Source organism: Methylobacterium sp. WL69 (genome assembly GCF_008039485.1).
In the GTDB taxonomy this organism is placed as follows: Bacteria; Pseudomonadota; Alphaproteobacteria; order Rhizobiales; family Beijerinckiaceae; genus Methylobacterium.
In genome coordinates this window covers 162,341-181,687 of sequence record NZ_VRUZ01000001.1, presented here as the reverse complement: position 1 = coordinate 181,687, position 19,347 = coordinate 162,341, and the positions used below count along the sequence as shown (strand labels likewise).

18 protein-coding genes and 1 pseudogene are annotated in these 19,347 nt (G+C 68.1%); 7 read left to right on the top strand and 12 right to left on the bottom strand.

Features of this window, described 5'->3' with window-relative positions:
- Positions 1–449, bottom strand: a pseudogene (locus FV218_RS00820) (hypothetical protein); the annotation flags it as partial.
- 101 nt (positions 450–550) lie between these two features.
- Complete coding sequence (locus tag FV218_RS00815) at positions 551–2,512, bottom strand: PAS domain-containing sensor histidine kinase (protein ID WP_147708341.1); 1,962 nt, start codon at positions 2,510–2,512, stop codon at positions 551–553.
- 376 nt (positions 2,513–2,888) lie between these two features.
- Between FV218_RS00815 and FV218_RS00810 the strand changes: the two genes are divergently transcribed.
- The 3 genes from FV218_RS00810 (at position 2,889) to FV218_RS00800 (ending at position 6,300) form a co-directional block, all read left to right on the top strand.
- Positions 2,889–3,239 carry a hypothetical protein gene (locus FV218_RS00810; RefSeq protein WP_147708340.1) on the top strand — a complete coding sequence of 117 codons (351 nt, stop codon included), beginning with the start codon at positions 2,889–2,891 and terminating at the stop codon, positions 3,237–3,239.
- An 87-nt stretch (positions 3,240–3,326) separates the two neighbouring features.
- The gene (gene cydB / locus FV218_RS00805; RefSeq protein ID WP_056086439.1) at positions 3,327–4,373 is read left to right on the top strand and encodes a cytochrome d ubiquinol oxidase subunit II; all 1,047 of its coding nucleotides are present in this window, start codon (positions 3,327–3,329) and stop codon (positions 4,371–4,373) included.
- A gap of 418 nt (positions 4,374–4,791) precedes the next feature.
- Complete coding sequence (locus FV218_RS00800) at positions 4,792–6,300, top strand: sensor domain-containing diguanylate cyclase (RefSeq protein ID WP_147708339.1); 1,509 nt, start codon at positions 4,792–4,794, stop codon at positions 6,298–6,300.
- Between the two features lie 86 nt (positions 6,301–6,386).
- Here FV218_RS00800 and dgcA read toward each other — a convergent pair whose 3' ends face one another.
- Together dgcA and dgcN are read right to left on the bottom strand one after the other, a co-directional pair.
- On the bottom strand, positions 6,387–7,373 hold the full coding sequence (gene dgcA, locus FV218_RS00795; RefSeq protein WP_147708338.1) for an N-acetyl-D-Glu racemase DgcA: 987 nt from the start codon (positions 7,371–7,373) through the stop codon (positions 6,387–6,389).
- The gene (gene dgcN, locus FV218_RS00790) at positions 7,370–8,392 is read right to left on the bottom strand and encodes an N-acetyltransferase DgcN (protein ID WP_147708337.1); all 1,023 of its coding nucleotides are present in this window, start codon (positions 8,390–8,392) and stop codon (positions 7,370–7,372) included. Before dgcN ends, dgcA begins: the two co-directional genes overlap by 4 nt.
- Before the next feature lie 201 nt (positions 8,393–8,593).
- Here dgcN and maiA point away from each other — a divergent pair, with 201 nt between their 5' ends.
- From maiA to FV218_RS00775, 3 genes are all read left to right on the top strand, one after another.
- Positions 8,594–9,238: a maleylacetoacetate isomerase gene (gene maiA / locus FV218_RS00785; protein ID WP_147708336.1), complete on the top strand. Its 645-nt coding sequence runs from the start codon at positions 8,594–8,596 to the stop codon at positions 9,236–9,238.
- A gap of 141 nt (positions 9,239–9,379) precedes the next feature.
- Complete coding sequence (locus FV218_RS00780) at positions 9,380–10,711, top strand: NAD(P)/FAD-dependent oxidoreductase (protein ID WP_147708335.1); 1,332 nt, start codon at positions 9,380–9,382, stop codon at positions 10,709–10,711.
- A gap of 95 nt (positions 10,712–10,806) precedes the next feature.
- Positions 10,807–11,121: a hypothetical protein gene (locus FV218_RS00775; RefSeq protein WP_147708334.1), complete on the top strand. Its 315-nt coding sequence runs from the start codon at positions 10,807–10,809 to the stop codon at positions 11,119–11,121.
- Between the two features lie 9 nt (positions 11,122–11,130).
- On the opposite strand, the gene thiL is transcribed toward FV218_RS00775, so the two are convergent.
- The 7 genes from thiL to glyA form a co-directional block, all read right to left on the bottom strand.
- Entirely contained in the window at positions 11,131–12,126 is a 996-nt protein-coding gene (gene thiL, locus FV218_RS00770) for a thiamine-phosphate kinase (protein ID WP_147708333.1), read from the bottom strand.
- Positions 12,123–12,602, bottom strand: a complete 480-nt coding sequence (nusB, locus tag FV218_RS00765; RefSeq protein WP_056086458.1) for a transcription antitermination factor NusB — start codon at positions 12,600–12,602, stop codon at positions 12,123–12,125. The genes thiL and nusB overlap by 4 nt, the downstream gene beginning before the upstream one ends.
- A gap of 5 nt (positions 12,603–12,607) precedes the next feature.
- A complete protein-coding gene (ribH, locus tag FV218_RS00760) occupies positions 12,608–13,114 on the bottom strand; it encodes a 6,7-dimethyl-8-ribityllumazine synthase (RefSeq protein ID WP_147708332.1) in 507 nt (168 codons plus the stop codon).
- Positions 13,115–13,321: 207 nt separating this feature from the next.
- A complete protein-coding gene (locus FV218_RS00755; protein WP_147708331.1) occupies positions 13,322–13,948 on the bottom strand; it encodes a riboflavin synthase in 627 nt (208 codons plus the stop codon).
- Positions 13,949–15,049, bottom strand: coding sequence for a bifunctional diaminohydroxyphosphoribosylaminopyrimidine deaminase/5-amino-6-(5-phosphoribosylamino)uracil reductase RibD (gene ribD / locus FV218_RS00750; protein WP_147708330.1), 1,101 nt, complete (start codon positions 15,047–15,049; stop codon positions 13,949–13,951). It lies immediately after the preceding gene.
- Positions 15,046–15,567, bottom strand: coding sequence for a transcriptional regulator NrdR (nrdR, locus tag FV218_RS00745; protein WP_056091002.1), 522 nt, complete (start codon positions 15,565–15,567; stop codon positions 15,046–15,048). The genes ribD and nrdR overlap by 4 nt, the downstream gene beginning before the upstream one ends.
- Before the next feature lie 118 nt (positions 15,568–15,685).
- Positions 15,686–16,990, bottom strand: coding sequence for a serine hydroxymethyltransferase (glyA, locus tag FV218_RS00740; protein WP_056086469.1), 1,305 nt, complete (start codon positions 16,988–16,990; stop codon positions 15,686–15,688).
- Positions 16,991–17,343: 353 nt separating this feature from the next.
- On the opposite strand from glyA, the gene FV218_RS00735 reads away from it, so the two are divergent.
- A complete protein-coding gene (locus tag FV218_RS00735; RefSeq protein WP_147708329.1) occupies positions 17,344–17,796 on the top strand; it encodes a hypothetical protein in 453 nt (150 codons plus the stop codon).
- Positions 17,797–17,902: 106 nt separating this feature from the next.
- Here the strand turns inward: FV218_RS00735 and FV218_RS00730 are convergent, their stop codons facing one another.
- Positions 17,903–19,201, bottom strand: a complete 1,299-nt coding sequence (locus FV218_RS00730; protein WP_056086475.1) for a L,D-transpeptidase family protein — start codon at positions 19,199–19,201, stop codon at positions 17,903–17,905.
- Positions 19,202–19,347 lie beyond the last annotated feature (146 nt).

Sequence of the window (19,347 nt, the reverse complement as noted above, 5' to 3'; positions counted from 1 at the left end):
GGGCGGATGAGGGCGACGCGGGGTGCCTCACCCCGGGGCGCTTCCGGCTTGAGGGCTTCGGATCGGGGCGCCTCGATTTTCGGCGGCACGGCCTTGCTGGATTCCCCGACGCCGGCCTCGATCTTCGCGGCCTCGATCCGGCGAGCGGGCGGTTTTTCGGTTGTCTGGCGCGGCGGGACCTTCGGGAAGATCGGCGCCGGATGGCGGCCCATCTGGTAGCCCAGCGCGTTCAAGGAAATGAAGGCCGCGGCCCCTACGACCGCCACGAACCCGAGCACGTCGCCGGGCCGGTTCACGCACAGGCGGCCGGCCCAGCGACCGACGGCGGCGAGATCGGCCCGCCATCCCCCCGGCCGAACGCTCGCGCCGGCGCGCTCGCGCCGGGTGGCGGCATCCGCCCGCGGTCCGCGCGGTTGGGGCGGGACGATGATCTCGCGCTGATCGCGCATGGCGGCTCCTTAGAACGCGACGGCCCCACCCGCGCGTGCGGCGCGGATGAGACGGTCAGGAGAAGCGGACTTGGGCCGCTCGGAGTGGTGTCGGGCCGGTCTCATCCGGCGCGTCGCAGGGGCGAACCGCCGTCGGGCACGTAGCTCTCGCGCACGGGCTCGGCGGTCGCCTCGAACAGACCGATGGGCCGGCGGACCGGTGCCACGGGCAGGCGGACCGCATCGGGACCGGCTCCGGGTGCCCGCGAAGCGGTGCGAATCGGGGCCGGACCGGCGAGGTTGGGTTCCGCCCGACAGGCGACCGGCAGGGTTACGGTGACGCGCGTGCCCTCGCCCTGGACACTCTCGATGGCGATGGCGCCGCCGTGGAGGCCGACGAGTCCCTGGACCACGGAGAGACCGAGGCCCGTGCCCTCGTGCGAGCGCCGCGTATCGCTCTGGGCCTGGAAGAACGGATCGCCCACGCGCGGCAGGTCGTCGGCACCGATACCGATGCCGGTATCCGTGACGATGAGATCGAGGTGATTGCCGGTCTGGCGGATGGAGACCTCGACCTGTCCGCCGGCGGGCGTGAACTTCACGGCGTTCGACAGGAGGTTGATCATCATCTGCCGGCAGGCACGCAGATCGGCCGTGACGGGGATCGAGGCAGCCTCCTCGGTGCGAACGAGGACGACACCGGCCTTCACGGCCCGGAGCTGCATCAGGTCGCAGCAGGTCCGCACGAGGGCGTTGAGGTCGAAGGTTTCCGGGGCGTAGTCGAAATGGCCGCTCTGGATGCGGGACATGTCGAGGAGGGTGTTGACCACGTCGAGGAGGTGTTTGCCCGAATCGCCGATGATCACGGCATATTCCCGGCTGCGCTCCGGACCGATGGTCAAGGCACCCTCGCCCGCCAGGACCTCGGAGAAGCCGATGATGGCATTGAGCGGCGTGCGCAGTTCATGGCTGACCGTGGCAAGGAAGCGGCTTTTGACCTCGTCGGCACGCTCGGCCTCGGCGCGGGCGCGCTCCAATTCTTCCGCGTGGCGGCGGTGCTCGGTGACGTCGCGCGTTACGGCCACGACGCTCGATCCTGTCGCCTCGACCTTGTCGAGTTCGGCGCCCGACAGGCCCGCGCGAGTTCCGTCGATGCGGTGCGCCCGCATTTCCGCGAAGATGGTGCGCGGGGCGCCCTCGGCCCGTATGGCGGCGGCATCGAGGTGCAGGCGAAACTGCACCGTGGCGGGTGTCCCGTGGGCGGCGACGTCGCTCAAGGTCTGGAGCAGGGCCGGACGGTCGCCGACATGGACGCGCTCGAGCAGGCCGTGGCCGCGCAGACGGCTCGCCTCGGCCCCGACGAAGCGGGCGGACGACGCGCTGGCCTCAATGACGCGGCCGTTGCAATCGTGCCAGGTCACCAGATCGTCGATGGCCGACAGGAGCGTGCGGTCGCGCAGCTCGTTGTCCCGAAGCTTGGCGAGCCAGCGGCCTTCGTGGCGGAAGTGCTCGATGGCCTGGGCGGCGATGTGGCCGATGGCCGTGATTGCGAAGACCGGCATGGCCAGGGTCCGCGACCATTCCATCAGCACGCCACTCACGCCGACCGATGGCAGGAGCGCGACCGCGAGGGCCCCGAGGGCGGCGACGATGGCTGCGGCCAGGGTCGCCCGGCGCGAGCCCGAGACCACGGCCTCCAGGGGGATCGCCACGAGCCAGATGGCGGCGGCGGAGTTCACTCCGCCCGTCATCATGGCGAGGCAGACCACGAGGCCGGTGAGGCCGGCCGACGAGATGGCGTGAGCGACCCAGAGGATGCCCGTGCGCGACAGGAGGACGGCGGCGAAGACCGGGAGCATCAGACTGGCGATGGCCAGCGCCTCGATGCCGCTCGGCACCCCGCGAAGAAGCAGGAACGGCGGCAGGCCCAGCATCATCACGAGCCCCGTGGCGAGGCGCGACACGAGAAAGCGCTCGTGACGAAACCGCACGGCGGCATCGTCGATCACCGACTCGTGCACGAGACCCGCCAAGCGGGTATCGATGAGGGACGCCAGGGCACCGTAGATACGCAATACCGACACGCACAGCGCGGATGGAGGCCATACGACCCGTCCGACGCCCCTTGGCTCGACTTGAACTCGACTGATCGAACCGTCGCAGAGGTGACTTAAGCGAGTCTTGCGGGTGAACCCCCGCATGTCCCCGCATGCTTTCCGGAAGGTAACCGGATCACCGAGCGCAGGGCTTCCTTCCGACCTTGGCCGCCGGTCGCGCTGAATTCGAGTTACGTCGGGACTCCGGCCCCGGAGCCGACCACCGCCGCGAAACCGGTGGGCTAAAGCACCGTTCACCATCACGCCGGGTCGCGGTTCCGGCGTCATGTCTGCTTTACCAATCGCATGGCTTCCTGAGGCTCGCGCCGTTCGGCAGCCCCCGGTACGGACCCTGGACCGACCCATGCTGTTTCTCATCCGTGCGGCCGTGGTGATCGGCGACCTGTCCTATCTTGCGATGCTTCGGGACAACCCGGATGCCGCTGTGTCGCTGCCGGGAATGTCCGCCAAAGTTCTTCCTGCTCAAGTTCTTCCTGCCCAAGCGCTTACCGCCCATTCCCTAGCCGCACAGGTTCAGCCCGGTCAGGCGCTTGCCGCCGCCTGGGACGCGATGCCGGCGGACGCACGGGACCGGATGGTCCGCGACGGAACGGACGCCCTCGTTCGGCGACTCGGCACGTCACGCTCGGCCTCAGCGGATACCCTGGCCGACGCAGACCGGCGCCCACCCTGGCGGGGCGTCGCGTCGCGATAGGACGACCGCCACCCATACGGGCAGCGCGGTGGATTTGCCCCGAGCGTGCCGCTACACCTACGGGGGGGGCGGCGAGGGCATGATCGGATGTTCGGGTTCGGCATGGAATACGAGGGAGCGGCCTTCTGGTTGCCCCTGATCTGGTCGGCGCTCCTCGCGCTCGCCGTCGCGATGTACGTCGTCATCGACGGGTTCGACCTCGGCGTCGGAATCCTGTTCACCGCCGCGCGGAAGGGCAACTGGCGCGATCGGATGATGCTGTCCGTGGCGCCGATCTGGGACGGCAACGAGACGTGGCTCGTGCTCGGCGGCGGCGGCCTGTTCGCGGTGTTCAGCGTTGCCTACGCGATCCTGTTGCCGGCGCTGTACCTACCGTTGATCCTGATGCTCATCGCCCTGATCTTCCGGGGCGTCGCGTTCGAATTCCGGTTCAAGGCCGAGCGATCGCAACCTCTCTGGGACTACGCCTTCCATTACGGCTCCCTGGTTGCGACCTTCGCGCAGGGGCTGGTGCTCGGCGCTTTCGTGCAGGGCTTCCACATCGCGGGTCGGGGATTTGCCGGCGGCACCCTCGACTGGCTGACCCCGTTCAGCGTGATGACGGGCATCGGCCTCGTCTGCGGCTACGGCCTGCTCGGCGCGACCTGGTGCGTGATGAAAACCTCGGGCGAGCTCGAGATCTGGGCGCGCCGCAAGAGCGGACAGTTCCTGATCGCCACCGTGGCCTGCATGGCCATCGTCAGCGCCTGGGTGCCGTTCCTCGGCCTCGACATCCAGTGGCGCTGGATCGCGTGGCCCAACATTCTCTACGTCGCGCCCGTGCCCGCCGTGACCGCCCTCGTGGCCTGGAACATCCACCGCACTCTCGCCAACGGTCGCCACGTCGCGCCGTTCCTGCTCACCATCGCGTTGTTCCTGCTTGGGTTTCTCGGCCTCGCCATCAGCCTGTTCCCCTACATCGTGCCACCGCGCCTGACGATCTGGCAGGCCGCCAACGCGGTGAGCGCCCTGAAATTCGCCCTCGTTGGATACGCCGTCGTCATGCCGCTGACGCTGGCCTACACCGCCTACGCCTACTGGGTGTTCCGGGGGAAGGTCGCCGAGGACATGCAGTCCGGGGGCTACGGCCATTGAGCGACATCACCGGGAAAAGCCGGCGCCTACTGTGGTTCCTGGCCTTCTATGCCGTGAGTCTCATGGTCTTCACGACACTGGTCTACGTCCTGCGGTTCATCGTGCGGGGGTAGTTCCGGCGACCGGAATCGTTCCGCGATCCAAATCTGACGCGGCCCGTCGATGATCGGGCTTACCGCGAGGATCGCATACGCGAGATACGAACGCCTCGTTCGTTCTCAGAGCATGGCGTCTTGGAAAATGCTGTCTTGAGCTGCGTCGATTCACATGGATCGCACTTCGCTGGCCCATCTGCGGCGATCGGAAGATAGTGCTGCGAATACGAAATCATCGATTCATCTTCTCCCGGTATCGTCGGATCAAGAAGAACCCATGCGGGAGTTGATCTGTGTGGTCGCGGCACCGCTTTTCGATCGCCATGCGTTCGGCCCAGACTTGGATCGCCCTGGGTATCCTGGCGCCCCTCGGTATGCTGCTCGTGTCCGCGATCATGCTGCTCGACCTGCGCCGGGACGCCTGGAGCAAGGCCGAACAGACATCGAGAAACCTCCTCCAGGTTCTCGATCGCGACATCGCCCGCAACATCGAAATCATCGACCTCTCGCTCCAGGGCGTCATCGACAACCTGAAGGCGCCGGATGTGATGGCGGCCACGCCCGAGCTCCGGCAGCGCATCCTGTTCGATCGCGCCGCCACGGCCCGGGACATGGGTGTGATGCTCGTGCTCGACGAGAACGGGCACAGCATCATCGATGCCGGCGCCCTCCCGGCCCGCAAGGTGAACAATTCCGAGCGCGCGTACTTCAAGGTGCATCGCCAGCAGCCCGGCCTCGGTCTTCACATCAGCGAGCCCCTGGTCTCGCACCTCATGGGCACCCTTGTGCTCGTGCTGAGTCGGCGCATCGACAAACCGGACGGGTCCTTCGGCGGCGTCGTGTTCGGTACGCTGAAACTCACGTATTTCAGCCGGTTGTTCGAGGATATTGGCATCGGACGCCAGGGCGCGATCAACCTCTACCTGCGCGACGGCAGGCGTATCATGCGCTACCCCGCAAGTGACGGAACCATCGGTGCGAGCTTCGCCCACGCTCCGAACTTCAAGCGATTCCTCGCCGAGGGACGCGGCAGCTTCGTGGGCCGCACGGCGAGCGACGGGATCGAGCGACACTACACGTTCATGGGCGTCGGTGAGTTTCCCCTGCTCCTCACCGTGGCCCTGTCCATCGATGAGGTCGAAGCGGAGTGGCGCGAGAAAGCCCTCGTCATCAGTCTCATCGTGCTGGTTCTGTGCGGCCTGACCATCGGATTGTCGCTGCTGTTCGGACGGGAGTTGCGCCGCCGCACCGCGGCACAGGCGGAGCTGGCGCTGTTGTCTCAGACGGATGCCCTCACCGGATTGTCGAACCGACGCCGGTTCGAAGAGGTGTTCGTCCGAGCCTGGGAGGACGCCGCACGCACCGGCAAACCGCTCTCTCTCCTCGTGGTCGATACCGATCACTTCAAGCGCTACAACGACCGCTACGGACATGCGGTCGGCGACGAGGTCCTGGCGGGACTTGCGGAACATCTTGCCGCGAGCATGCCCCGGTCCAAGGATCTCGTCTTCCGTGTCGGCGGTGAAGAGTTCATCCTGCTTTTACCCAATACGAACGCCGCGGGCGCCCTCCGGGTCGCCGGGCGGGTCCATATCGAGGTGGCCAAGCTCGCGATCGGGGCCGCGGGCATCGGAGCAGGCTCGGTCACCGTGAGCATCGGCGGCGCGACCGCCATGCCCGACGCGCCCCAAGCCTCGACCGATCTCTACAGGCGCGCCGATGCGGCACTGTACGAGGCCAAGGCACGGGGGCGAAACCAGACCTGCTGCGTCGCCGAGGATGCCCCCGACCCGCACCCGCAAGCGGCATACCGGCTGGTCGGCGTTTCCTGACGGTCCTGAGCACGATGCCGTCGCCGCGCTGGGCCTTCCCCTGGGCGACGGTGAACACGAGAGCCGGTCGAACGGCCGACGAGCCCCTACCCCCACAAGTCCGGCGTCGGCGGGTGGATCAGGCTTCCCTCGAACGTCAGCGCGGGATCACGGTCCCGCGCCAGCAGCAGGGGGCCATCGAGATCGACATAGTCGGCGTGGTGCGCCAGTAGCATGGCGGGCGCCATGGCGAGGGAGGTGCCGACCATGCAGCCGATCATCAGCGAGAAGCCGCGCGCCCGCGCCTCGTGGGCCAGCATCACCGCCTCGGTGAGACCACCGGCCTTGTCGAGCTTGATGTTGATGGCGTCATAACGCGTCGCCAGGGCGTCGAGGCCGGCGCGGTCGTGCAAACTCTCGTCGGCGCAGATCGGAATCGGGCGGGCGATGGCGGCGAGGATGTCGTCGTCGCCGGCCGGCAGGGGCTGCTCGATGAGCTCGACGCCGGCCGCGACGCAGGCCGCCAGGTTGGCCTCCAGGGTCCCGGGTCGCCACGCCTCGTTGGCATCGACGATGAGACGCGACCGAGGCGCGCCCCGGCGCACGGCGGCGATGCGCTCCGGATCGCCTTCCCCCCCGAGCTTCACCTTCAGCAGGGGACGGGCGGACGCCGCGCGGGCGGCGGCCTCCATACTTTTCGGGTCGCCGAGGCTGAGGGTATAGGCCGTGGTGGCGGTCTGCGGCGCACTGAGGCCGGCGATCTCCCATGCCGGCCGGCCGAGCTGCTTCGCCTCGAGATCGAACAGGGCACAATCGAGGGCGTTTCGGGCGGCCCCCGGCTTCAGGGTGGTCAGGAAGTCCGTCCGCGAGGCCCCGGCGGCGACGGCATCGGCCTGCGCCAGGATGAGGTCGCGGACGCTGTCCACGGTCTCGCCGTAGCGGGCGTAAGGCACGCACTCGCCGCGCCCGACGCGGCCGTCCGCATCCGTCACGGTAGCGAGCACCACCACGGCCTCCGTGCGGCTGCCGCGCGCGATGGTGAATGCCCCCGCGATGGGGAAGCGCTCGATGACCGCGTCGAGAACCCGGTTCATGCGGCGGCTCCGGCCGGGAACTCGGCGACGAGGCGGTCGACGATTTCCTCGACGCCGAAGCGCACGGGGTCGGTGGCCGGCAGGCCATGCTCGCGGGCAAGCTCGGCGAGCAGGGTCCGTGCGGCGCCCTCCTCCAGGCTCTGGGTGTTCACTGCGATGCCCACGGGGCGGATATCCGGGTTGGTGAGGCGCCCGAGCTGCACTGTGAGATCGATCACCTCCCGGATCGTTGGCAGGGGGTGCTGGACGCCGCGCATGGCGGTACGGCTCGGCTCATGGCAGACGATGAACGCGTCGGCCTGCGCCCCGTGCAGGAGCCCGAGGCTGACGCCGGCAAACGACGGATGAAACAGGGAGCCCTGTCCCTCCAGAAGGTCCCAGTGGTCGGGCTCGGCCGCCGGGGCGATCCACTCGACGGCGCCGGAGATGAAATCGGCCACCACGGCGTCGATGGCGACGCCCCGCCCGGAGATGAACACGCCGGTCTGTCCCGTGGCCCGGAAATCCGCGTCGAGGCCACGATCCCGCATGCCGCGCTCGAGGGCGAGCACCGTGTACTTCTTGCCCACGGAACAGTCGGTGCCGACGCTCAGCAGCCGCTTGCCGGGGCGCTTCGTGCCCTTGCCGGTGGCGAAGGTCTCCGAGGTATGGCGGACATCATGGAGCTGGCGTCCATTGGCTTCGGCCGCCTGCGCGATCTCCGCCACGGCACCGAGGCGCGCATGGAGCCCGCTGGCGATATCGAGACCGGCGTTGAGTGCCGCAACGATCTCGGCCACCCAGTGCGCTGGCAACACGCCGCCCGCGTTGGCGACACCGATCACCAGGGTGCGGCAGCCCTTCTCCACCGCCTCGGCGAGGGTCAGATCGGGGATGCCGAGGTCGGCGGCGCAGCCGGGCAGGCGCATCTGGCCGACACACCATTCGGGTCGCCAATCCTTGATGCCGTACGCGGTCTTGGCCGCGAGGGTGTCGGGCACGTCGCCGAGGAACATCAGGTAGGGCGTCTCGATCTGCATGTCCGTCCATCCCCGGGGCTACGTCCCGAAATTCTCCACGATGTCTCTCGCTATGCGCGAGGAATCCGACGCTGCCAAATTCGCCTGCGACAAAGCAGGATCACGGCCAGGGCATCGGTTTCATGACGGGGTCTGCCGGAGGGGCTTGCGGTCCGGGCCGATGTCGGGTGTGGTCGCCTCCGGAACGGAGAGACGACGCACGTGAAGATGTACGGCAACTGGCGCTCGGCCGCCGCCTTCCGGGTGCGGATCGCCCTCAACCTCAAGGGCATCCCCTGCGAGGAGACCTTCATCGACCTCGATGCGGGCGACCAGTTCAAGCCCAACTTTCTCGCCATCAACCCGCAGGGCGCGGTACCGGCCTTCTTCGACGGCGACGGGCCGCCGCTGACTCAATCGCTCGCCATCCTCGACTATCTCGAGGACGTGCATCCGGCTGTACCGCTGCTGCCAGCCGATCCGCGCGAGCGCGCCCGGGCACGCTCGCTCGCTCAGGTGGTCGCCTGCGACACCCATCCGCTCTACGTGCCCCGTGTGCGCAACTACCTCATGCAGGCCTACGACATCCCGAAGGACCGGATGATGGGCTTCGTGCGCCATTGGTTCGAGACCGGGTTGAAGACCCTGGAGACCCGGCTCGCCAACGAGCTCGGCACCGGGCGCTACGCGCAAGGGGACGCGGTGAGCCACGCCGACCTCTGCCTCGTCAGCCTGTGGGTCGGCACCGGTATCTTCGGGGTCGAAACGGCGCCCTACCCGACGGTCCGGCGGATCGCGGAGGATTGCCTGTCGCAGGACGCGTTCGCGCGGGCGCATCCCCTGCGCCAGCCCGGCGCACCCGCCTGACGCGGTGCGGATAATTTTCTTTGCCCTGACCGGGTCCACCGCAAAATAAAAACGTTCTAGGGTGAAACGGGCTTCCGCAGGGCGGCTTGGCCTTGCCGGCCCTGCTCCTCCATCAATGACGAGACGTAGGACGACAATCGCATGGTACCGGGCGAATCCGTGGACAACCTGCACCGCATCGTCGTCGTCGGCGGGGGCGCGGCCGGCTTGCAACTGGCGACGAAACTGGGCGAGTCCCTGGGCAAGTCGGGCAAGGCCCACGTGACCCTCGTGGACCGGGCGCGCACGCATATCTGGAAGCCGCTGCTCCACGAGGTCGCCGCCGGCAGCCTCGATGTCGGCCATCACGCGGTGGATTACCTGCACCACGCCCACCGCCACCATTTCCGCTACCGCATCGGCCAGATGACCGGCCTCGACCGGGCCGCGCACACGATCCAGCTCGCGGCGAGCCACGACGCGGAAGGGCGCGAGGTCACGCCGGTTCGGGCCATCGGCTACGACACCCTGGTGCTGGCGGTGGGCTCCACCACCAACGATTTCGGTACGCCGGGGGTGAAGGAGAACGCCATCGCCCTCGATACGCAGGACCAGGCGGTTCGCTTCCATCAGCGCCTCGTCAACGGCATGCTGCGCGCCCACACCCAGGTCGGTCCCGTACGTCCGGGCCAGCTCCACGTCACGGTGATCGGCGCCGGCGCGACGGGCACCGAGCTCGCCGCCGAACTCCACCGCACCACCCGCGACGTGGCTTCCACGGGCCTCGACAAAATCGACCCGGACAAGGACCTCAAGATCACCCTGGTGGAAGCGGCGTCCCGGATCCTGCCGGCGGTGCCCGAGCGCCTGTCGCAGGACGTCATCCGTTTGCTCGACAAGATCGGCGTCGAGGTTCGAACCAACGCCCGCGTCACCGAGGTGCGCGCCGACGGCGTTCAGCTCGCCGATGGCGGTTTCATCCCATCCGAGCTCGTGGTGTGGGCGGCCGGCGTGAAGGCGCCACCGTTTCTGCACGAGATCGGTGGACTTGAAACCACGCGCAACAATCAGCTCGTGGTGACCCCGACCCTTCAGACGACGCGAGATCCCGACATCTTCGCCATCGGCGACTGCGCCTACCTCGTAGAGAAAGGCTCGGATACGCCGATCCCGCCCCGAGCCCAGGCCGCCCACCAGCAGGCGAGCCACCTCATCAAGGCCATCCCGGCCAAGATCGCGGGGAAGCCTTTGAAGCCGTTCAAGTACCGCGATTTCGGCTCGTTGGTGTCGCTGGGCGAGTATTCGACCGTGGGCAGCCTGATGGGGTTCGTGCGCGGCAAGAACATGTTCATCGCCGGTTTGTTCGCTCGGATGATGTATCGCTCGCTCTACAAGATGCATGAGCAGGCCCTGCACGGCACCGTGAAGACTACCCTCGACGCCGTCGCCCGGGCTCTGACCCGCCGCACGGAATCGCGGGTGAAGCTACACTGATCGGAAGCGTTCGCCGACGCCCTTTCCTCTCCCTCGTGGGAGGAGAGGTTTCCATCCTGAGGCCGTGCCCTGCTCCACCGATTTCGAGACACCCCATGATCGACATCATCCAGGCCCTGCAGCAGCGTAATCCGACGCTCGGCCCCTACGTGCTGGTGTTGCGCGCCGATTCCCGCGCCCGCGATGCGGGCGATCCCAGCCGGCTCACCCCGGAGGCCGACGCGTGGCTCGCCGAGCGGGCGCCGGGCGCTAAGTTCTCGCAGGAGACCGTGCTTCTGGCGCCCTATCCGGGTGCGATGCCAGCCGACCGCGTGGTCGCCGTGATGGCCTTTGCCGATGCGCGCCAGCTCGCCGCCTTCGCCACCCACTGGACCGGCGATCCGGAGCCGCCTGAGGACGAGGCCGCCTGACGAACAGCGTCAGAAGTGGCTGAAGGACGCCGCCGCGAAGGTTTTGCGTGATCCGTCCGACGCTTCGAAGGCCGGGGGAGCGTCACCGGCGGTTACCGTCCCGATGGGGTAAAGCGGAATGCCGATGGCCCCCGCGGCGAGGAGACAGGCATCGAGGCGCTCAGGCGGAATGGCGCAGAGGATCTCGTAGTCGTCGCCGCCGGTGAGGACCGTGTCCATGAGGATCGGCGCCTGCGCCACGGCGCGGGCGGCGGCCGGGGAAAGCGGAACATCGGCGAGCCGGATCAGGGCGGAGCGCCCTTCACCCGTCAGCATCTTGGCGAGATCACCGGCGAGCCCGTCCGAAATGTCCATGGCGGCCCGGGCATGGCGCCGCAGAATCGGCGCGAGGCCGAGGCGCGGACGCGGGTGCCAGTAGCGGTCGACCAGGGCGGCGCGAGCATCCCCACCGATGACATGACCCCAATCCGGTAGGGGTGAGCGACGAAGGGGCAACCCGAGGGCGGCATCGCCGATGGTGCCACTGACGCAGAGAACGTCGCCGATCTCCGCCGTCATCCGCCGTACCATGGTCCCGTTAGAGACCTCACCAATGGCGGTGACGCCGATCATCAGCGGCCCGGCGGCACGCACGGTATCGCCACCCAGCAGCGTACCGCCGAAATCCGCCAGGGCGTCGCCGAGCCCGGCGGCGAAAGCCCCGAGCCAGGCTTCGGTCCAGTCGTCGGGCAACGCCAGGGTCAGGAGGATGCCGCGCGGAGCCGCGCCCTTGGCGGCCAGATCCGAAAGGTTCACCCCGACGGCCTTGCGGGCGATGGAAGCCGGCGGATCGTCGGCGAAGAAGTGGATGCCCGCCACGATGGCGTCGGCCGTCAACACGAGGTCGCAGCCGGGGCTCGGCGTCAGGGTGGCGGCGTCGTCACGCATCCCGTCGGCCCCGGGGCCGGCGAGCGGCGCGAAGAAGCGCGCGATGAGGCCGTCCTCGGTGGGACGGTTCCCGCTCACGCCCGGCCGGAACCGGGCAGGCCGGCGAATTCCTGGCCGCGAACCTCGCGCGCCACTTTGTCGAGGACGGCATTGACCATGCCGGGCTCGTCACCACCATAGAAGCTGTGGGCCACATCCACGTACTCGGAGATGGCGGCTCGCGCCGGCACGTCGCGGCGATGCATGAGCTCGTAGGCGCCGGCACGGAGAATCGCACGCAGCACCGCCTCGATGCGCTTCAACGGCCAGCCCTGCGACAGGGCGCCGTCGAGCATCGGATCGATGGCGCGCTGCTCCTCGACGACGCCGCGGAGGAGATCGCGGAAGAAGGCGATCTCCGCCGGGGGATGCTCGACGCCGTCGACGGTCTGGCCGATCCAGAAGGTTTCGAACTCGGCCACCGCCTCGATGACGCCCTTGCCGGAGATCTCCATCTCGTAGAGTGCCTGCACCACGGAGAGGCGCGCGCCGCTGCGCTCGATGACTTTGGCCATGGTGCTCAATCCTCTCCGACGGGCGCGGCCGCGGCGGCCCGCTTGAGGGCCAGCACCGCGAGCGCCGCCTCGGCGGCCCCACCGCCCTTGTTCATCTCGGACACGCGGGCGCGGGCGAAGGCCTGCGCTTCCGTCTCCACCGTCAGGATGCCGTTGCCGAGCGGCAGCAGCCGCTGCACGGACAGGTCCATCAATGCACGCGCACTCTCGCCGGCGACGATGTCGTAGTGCCCGGTTTCGCCCCGGATGACACAGCCGAGCGCTACGGCGGCGTCGTAGGGCCGGCCGGCGCGCGCGGCGGCTTCGATCAGGATCGCGATGGCGGCGGGAATCTCGAGGGCGCCCGGTACGGTGACCACGGTGGCCTCGGCCTCGGAGGCGTCCAGCGCCGCCTGCGCGCCGGCAAGCAGTTCGTCGGCGAGTTCGTCGTAGTAGCGCGCCTCGACCACGAGGACGCGCGCACCCCTCACGATGGCGGGCGACGGACGGGAGGCGGGTGGGGTCGAAACCATCGAGGGGCCTTATCGAATGCGCGGCGTTTGGGCGGGCTTTTCGTGCTTTTTGGACGTCGCCACCCCGGATCGACCGGGTTGCCCCGGCTCGCGCGCCGAGTCTGTGCCGTAGCCGACCCGATCGGAAGGCCCGAGCGATAGACCTTAGGCGCCCGGCGGACAAGGCGGCGGACAACCGTCGCGGCCGTTTCAGTCGGCGAGCGCAGCCTATGCTTCCGTAAGGCGCGCGGCGTAGCGGGCAATGAGATCGACCTCGAGGTTGAGGGAATCGCCCTCGCGGCGCCGGCCCCAGGTGGTCACCGCCAGGGTGTGGGGGATCAGGAGGACCGAGAACAGGTTGCCCGCGACGGTGTTGACGGTGAGCGAGGTGCCGTCGAGGCAGACCGAACCCTTCTGGGCAATGAAGCGGGCAAGCCCCCCCGGCGCCCGTAGGGTGAAGCGGTCGCTCGGCGCCCATTGCGGATCGCCGATGCCCCCGGTCACCGATTCCCGGGCGACGATCTCGGCGCGGCCATCGACATGGCCGGTGACGAGGTGGCCGCCGAGTTCGTCACCGATCTTCAGGGAGCGTTCGAGGTTCACCCGCGTGCCCGCGACCCAGGTGCCGACGGTTGTCAGCGCCAGGGTCTCGGCGGCGGCGTCGACACTGAACTCGCAGCCCCCCGCCACGCCCTCTACGGCCACGGCCGTCAGGCAGGGGCCGGAGCAGGCGATGGAGGCGCCGAGGGCGACGGTGGCCGGATCGTAGGCAGAGCGAATGCGAATACGGCGCAGGCGGTCGTCGCCCGACACGCTCACGACCTCTCCGACATCGGTGACGAGACCGGTGAACATCTAGGGGCTCCGCTCATACGTGACCGCGCGGTCGGGACCGAAGTCGCGCGTCTCGACAGGTGTCAGATGGCCCCGCGACAGGCTGGCGTCGAGGTGCGGCCCGATCGCCGGAAGGCCGCCCGTTCCGAGGGCATGAGGGCCGGTGATCAGGGTACAGACATCGACGAGATCGGCGCGCGCCAGGGCATCGGCGAGATGGGGACCGCCTTCGCAGCAGATGCGAGTGACGCCGCGCTCGGCCAAGGCTTCCAGGGCAGCGGGAAGATCGATCCGACCGCCCGGCTCGGCGGCGACGCTGATCACCTCAACACCGAAGGAGGCAAGCATGCGCTTCGGATGAGCCGGTGCGTTGCGGGTGGTGATCACGAGGGTGGGGATGTCGCGTGCGCCCCGCACGAGGTGGGTCGAAGGCTGCAGCCGCAGGCTCGAATCGAGGACGACGCGCAGGGGCGAACGTCCCGAAAGACCGGGAAGGCGCACGGTGAGGGACGGGTCGTCGGCCCGGGCCGTGCCGATGCCGACGAGGATCGCGTCCGCATGGGCTCGCCATAAGTGGACGGCACCGTCGGCGATGGGGCCGGTGATGCGCAGGCGCTGGTCCGGCGCCCCGGCGGCGAAGCCGTCCAGGGTCCGGGCGAGCTTGAGGTGCAGGCTCGGGCGCCCCTTGGTGACGCGCGTGACGTGGCCGATGTGATCACGGGTAGCGCGCTCGCGCAGAAGTCCCGTCTCGACGACGATTCCGGCGTCCTCGAGGAGTCTGTGGCCGCGTCCGGCAACGCGCGGGTCGGGATCCTCCACGGCGGTGACGACGCGGGCGATCCCGGACGCGATGATGCTGTCCGTGCAGGGCGGGGTGCGGCCGTGATGCGAGCACGGCTCCAAGGTCACGTAGAGGGTGGCGCCGCGTACGGCATCGCCCGCCATGGCGAGCGCCTGCGGCTCGGCATGGGGCCGGCCGCCAACCGCGGTCACGCCCTGTCCGACGATGCGTCCGTCCGCCACTACGACAGCCCCGACGGAGGGGTTGGGCCAAGTCCGCCCGAGGTTGCGGTGGCCCAAGGCCAGGGCGAGCCCCATGAAGCGGATATCTGTGCCGCTCATGATCGTGGCCGGGGCAGGCCCTTGGGGCGCAGGGGCGTTACGCTGGACTCGTCGGTGGGCGCGGATCCGGCCGACGATTCGCCCAAGGTGCCCAGCAGCGCCTTGAAGTCGCTGGCTTCGCGGAAATTCTTATAGACCGAAGCGAAGCGCACGTAGGCGACGTCGTCGAGACCCTTCAACCCCTCCATCACCAATTCGCCGATGGATTCGGTGGTGATCTCCGCTTCGCCGCCGCTCTCGAGCTGGCGGGTGATGCCGCTCACGAGGCGCTCGATCCGCTCGGGGTCGACCGCCCGCTTGCGGAGCGCCACGCCGATGGAGCGCTGAAGCTTGTCCCGGTCGAACGGCACGCGCTTGCCCGAGCGCTTGAGCACGGTGAGCTCGCGCAGTTGCACCCGCTCGAAGGTGGTGAAGCGGCCACCGCAATCCGGGCAGACCCGCCGCCGGCGGATCGCATCGTCGGTGGGGCGCGAGTCCTTCACCTGGGTGTCGGGGCCGCTGCAATAGGGACAGCGCATCGGGCGGACACCTGTGTGGGCGCGGAGAAACGAGAAACGGCCGCGGATCACGTGACCCCCGGCCGCCCTCCTTAGCCTGTTGCAGTGCACGCGTTAAGCGCGAACACCGCCGTGCGGCTCATGCGTAGATCGGGAACCGATCGGTCAGCGCGTGAACCTTCTGCTTCACGGCCGCTTCAATCTCGGCGTCACCCGCCTCGCCCTTGGCCACGAGGCCGTCGAGCACTTCGACGATGAAGCCACCGATCTGCTTGAACTCGGCGACGCCGAAGCCGCGCGAGGTGCCGGCCGGGGTGCCGAGGCGGATGCCGGACGTGATGGTGGGCTTCGCCGGATCGAACGGCACGCCGTTCTTGTTGCAGGTGATGTCGGCGCGGCTGAGCGCGGCTTCAGCTGCCTTGCCGGTGAGGCCCTTCTTCTGCAGATCGACCAGCATCAGATGGTTGTCGGTGCCGCCCGAGGTGATGTCGTAGCCACCCGACATCAGGGTGTCCGCGAGCGCCTTGGCATTCTCGATGACCTGACGCGCGTAGATCTTGAACTCGGGCTTCAGGGCCTCGCCGAAGGCCACCGCCTTACCGGCGATGACGTGCATGAGTGGGCCGCCCTGCAGGCCGGGGAAGATCGCCGAGTTGAACTTCTTGGCGAGCGCCTCGTCGTTCGTCAGGATCATGCCGCCACGCGGGCCGCGCAGGGTCTTGTGGGTCGTGGTGGTGGCCACGTGGGCGTGCGGGAACGGCGACGGGTGCACGCCGGCGGCGACGAGGCCGGCGAAGTGGGCCATATCGACGAAGAAGTAGGCACCGACGGCATCGGCGATCTCACGGAACTTGGCGAAGTCCCAGTGGCGCGGGTAGCCGGAGCCGCCCGCGATGATCACCTTGGGCTTGTGCTCGTGGGCCAGCGCCTCGACCTGCTCCATGTCGATGCGCTGGTCGTCGCGACGCACGGTGTAGGAAACGGGCTTGAACCACTTGCCCGAGACGTTCGGGGGCGCGCCATGGGTGAGATGGCCGCCGGCGGCGAGATCGAGGCCGAGGAAGGTGTCGCCCGGCTGCATGAGCGCCATGAACACGCCCTGGTTCGCCTGCGAACCCGAGTTCGGCTGCACGTTGGCGAAGCCGCAATCGAACAGGCGCTTGGCGCGCTCGATGGCGAGGTTTTCGGCGATATCGACGAATTGACAGCCGCCGTAATAGCGGCGACCCGGATAGCCCTCGGCGTACTTGTTGGTGAGAACCGAGCCCTGCGCTTCCAGCACCGCCTTGGAGACGATGTTCTCGGAGGCGATGAGTTCGATCTCGTGCTGCTGGCGCCCGAGTTCCTGACCGACGGCGGCGGCCACTTCCGGATCGGCGTCGGCGAGCGACGCATTGAAGAAGGAATTCGAGAAGTGCTTGTCGGCAACGGTACCGGCGCTCATGGAAGGCCTCGATTTGTTGAACGGGCGAAGGCGTCCGTTATCCGCTGGCGTAAGGCGGGCGGACGCTCGATGGGCAATTTACTACACGTGCGGCGGGATGAGGCCAAGCGCAGCTAATTTGCAGCGTCCTTGGAAAAAATTTGAAATTCCTTCCCACGGCGGGTTCGCGAAGCTGGGCCGATGCACCGTTGCGAGCCACGATCCGCAGGGCGGAGTACGCTCGACATCACACGAACAAACACAGAACTTACTTCTGGTTGTGAAATCGATTCGACGCAATCGCGTCGTTCCGCCTCAGCCATAACTCGTGGGAAGCCGCGTCATCGGGCGATCCGACACGGAAGGATGTTCCGATGTCATTATCTGCAACCGTTCTCGGCAACCGCCGCCTCACGACCGTCGGCGAGTGGCAGGCAGCCATCCGTGCAATCGGCTTCGATCTCGTCCTCGATAGTGAAGCGGACAGGCGCGTCGACGATCTGGGCGGCCATCTACCCGCGCACCGGGAAGGGCAGGAGGCCGGCTTCGAGTGCTGTCCTGTCGGCACCGACGACGCTGCGGAAACTGTCGAGATGGACCTGGATACGGATTTCGGCGGTCCCTGGACTTGCGCCCTCGATTTCAGGTTTGTCGGCTTTGCGAATGCGTGCGGCGTCAATATCGCGGGGGCAGCCTATGCCCACGTGACCGGCGGTATCTTCTACGAGAGCGAGGGCGGCGACCTTTACGACGCGCAAGCGGCGATCGCGTTCGCTCGAACGACGGAAATCGAAACGCGCCGGTACATCGCGCAATCCGAAGCGTAACATGCCGAAGCCTGACATGCGAAGACGGCGGACGATACCTCGCCCGCCGCCTGAGTCAGTGCTTGCGGATGCCACTCAGCGAGCTGTGCGCGCTGCGTCTCAACCTTTAGTTCTCTTCGTCGCCCGGCTCGAAGCTTGGCACCTGCTCGGCGCTGGCCACGGGAGTCGGGGCCGAGAGGGTGGACGGCACGTTCACGCCGTCGCGCTTGTAGATGTCGTCGCGGAACTGCACCGAACCGTCGGGGGTCGCCCAGGCGGTGATGTAGGTCCAGTAGACCGGCACGGGGGTGCTGAGGGTGGCGTCGACGCGCTTGCCGCTCTCAATGGCCTGCTCCACCTGATCGCGACCCCAGCCGGGCGTGTCCTTGAGAAGCCAGGTGATGTACTCGCGCACGTTCTGCACGCGCACGCAGCCCGAAGAGATGAAGCGGAAATCGTCGCCGTAGACGCCCTTGGAGTTGGTGTCGTGCATGAACACGCCGTGCGGATTCGGGATATTGATCCGCACGATGCCCATGGAGTTGAAGTCGGCACCCGAATCCTGGCGGTAGCGGTAGCGCGTGCCCTCGTCCGAGTTCCAGTTCACCGAAGCCGGGGAGATTTCGGTCTCGCCGGTGAAGATGCGGATCTTGTTTTCGGTGAGGTAGTTCGGGTCCTTCTGCATCTTGGGGATGAGGTCCTTCTTCACAATGGAAGCCGGGACCGTCCAGAACGGGTTGAAATTGATCTGCGTCGCCTTGGTGTTCATGATCGGCGACTGGCGATCGATCTTACCGACGCCGGCGGCGTGCAGGGTCACGACCTGACCGTTCTCCACCGTCTGCACCAGGGCGGCGGGGATGTTGGTGATGACGAAGCGGTTGCCGAGGTTACCTGCGTAGGAGCGCAGACGCTGCACATTGATTTCGAGCTGGTGCAGGCGGATGTCGGCCGGCACGTTCATGGCCTGCTGCGTTGCCATGCTCATGGCGCCGGTCTGGCTCAGGCCATGCCGGGCCTGGAAGCGCTTCACGCCGGCCGAGACGTAGGAATCGTAGACGCCCGAGCCGCCGGACGCCGAATCGAGGTCGCCGGAGACGATGAGGCGCTGGCGGACGGCGCCGACCGCCGGCCCCTTGGCGCCGATGCGCAGGCGGTCGGCCCCCGAGACCGGCTTCCAGCCGCCGCGGTTCACGATGTCCCGATAACGCTCGATGGTCTGCTCGGAAGCCGCGATGGTCTGGGGAGACAGGATCGGCGTCGAGGAACGCCGCACCTGCATGGTGGTCGGCGCGGCGTAGTCCTGCGCCCACTCGGCCTGGGCGAACCCGCCCTGCTCGCGGGCGGACGCCGCGTGGCCCACGAGGGCGACGGACGCGGCGAGGGCGAGGCCGAGGGACCGGGGATGGAGAGCCTGTTTCAGCATCGGGCGAACTCTGATCTGACGTAGGGTGCGGCGTCGGGGGCCCGGCCGCCGACGCCATGCGCCGGATTCGGACCACCCCTTGCCGCGAACGTGTCGGGGTGGGGTTAAGAACTCATGGCGGCCGGGCTAGAATATGGCGCCAGCGG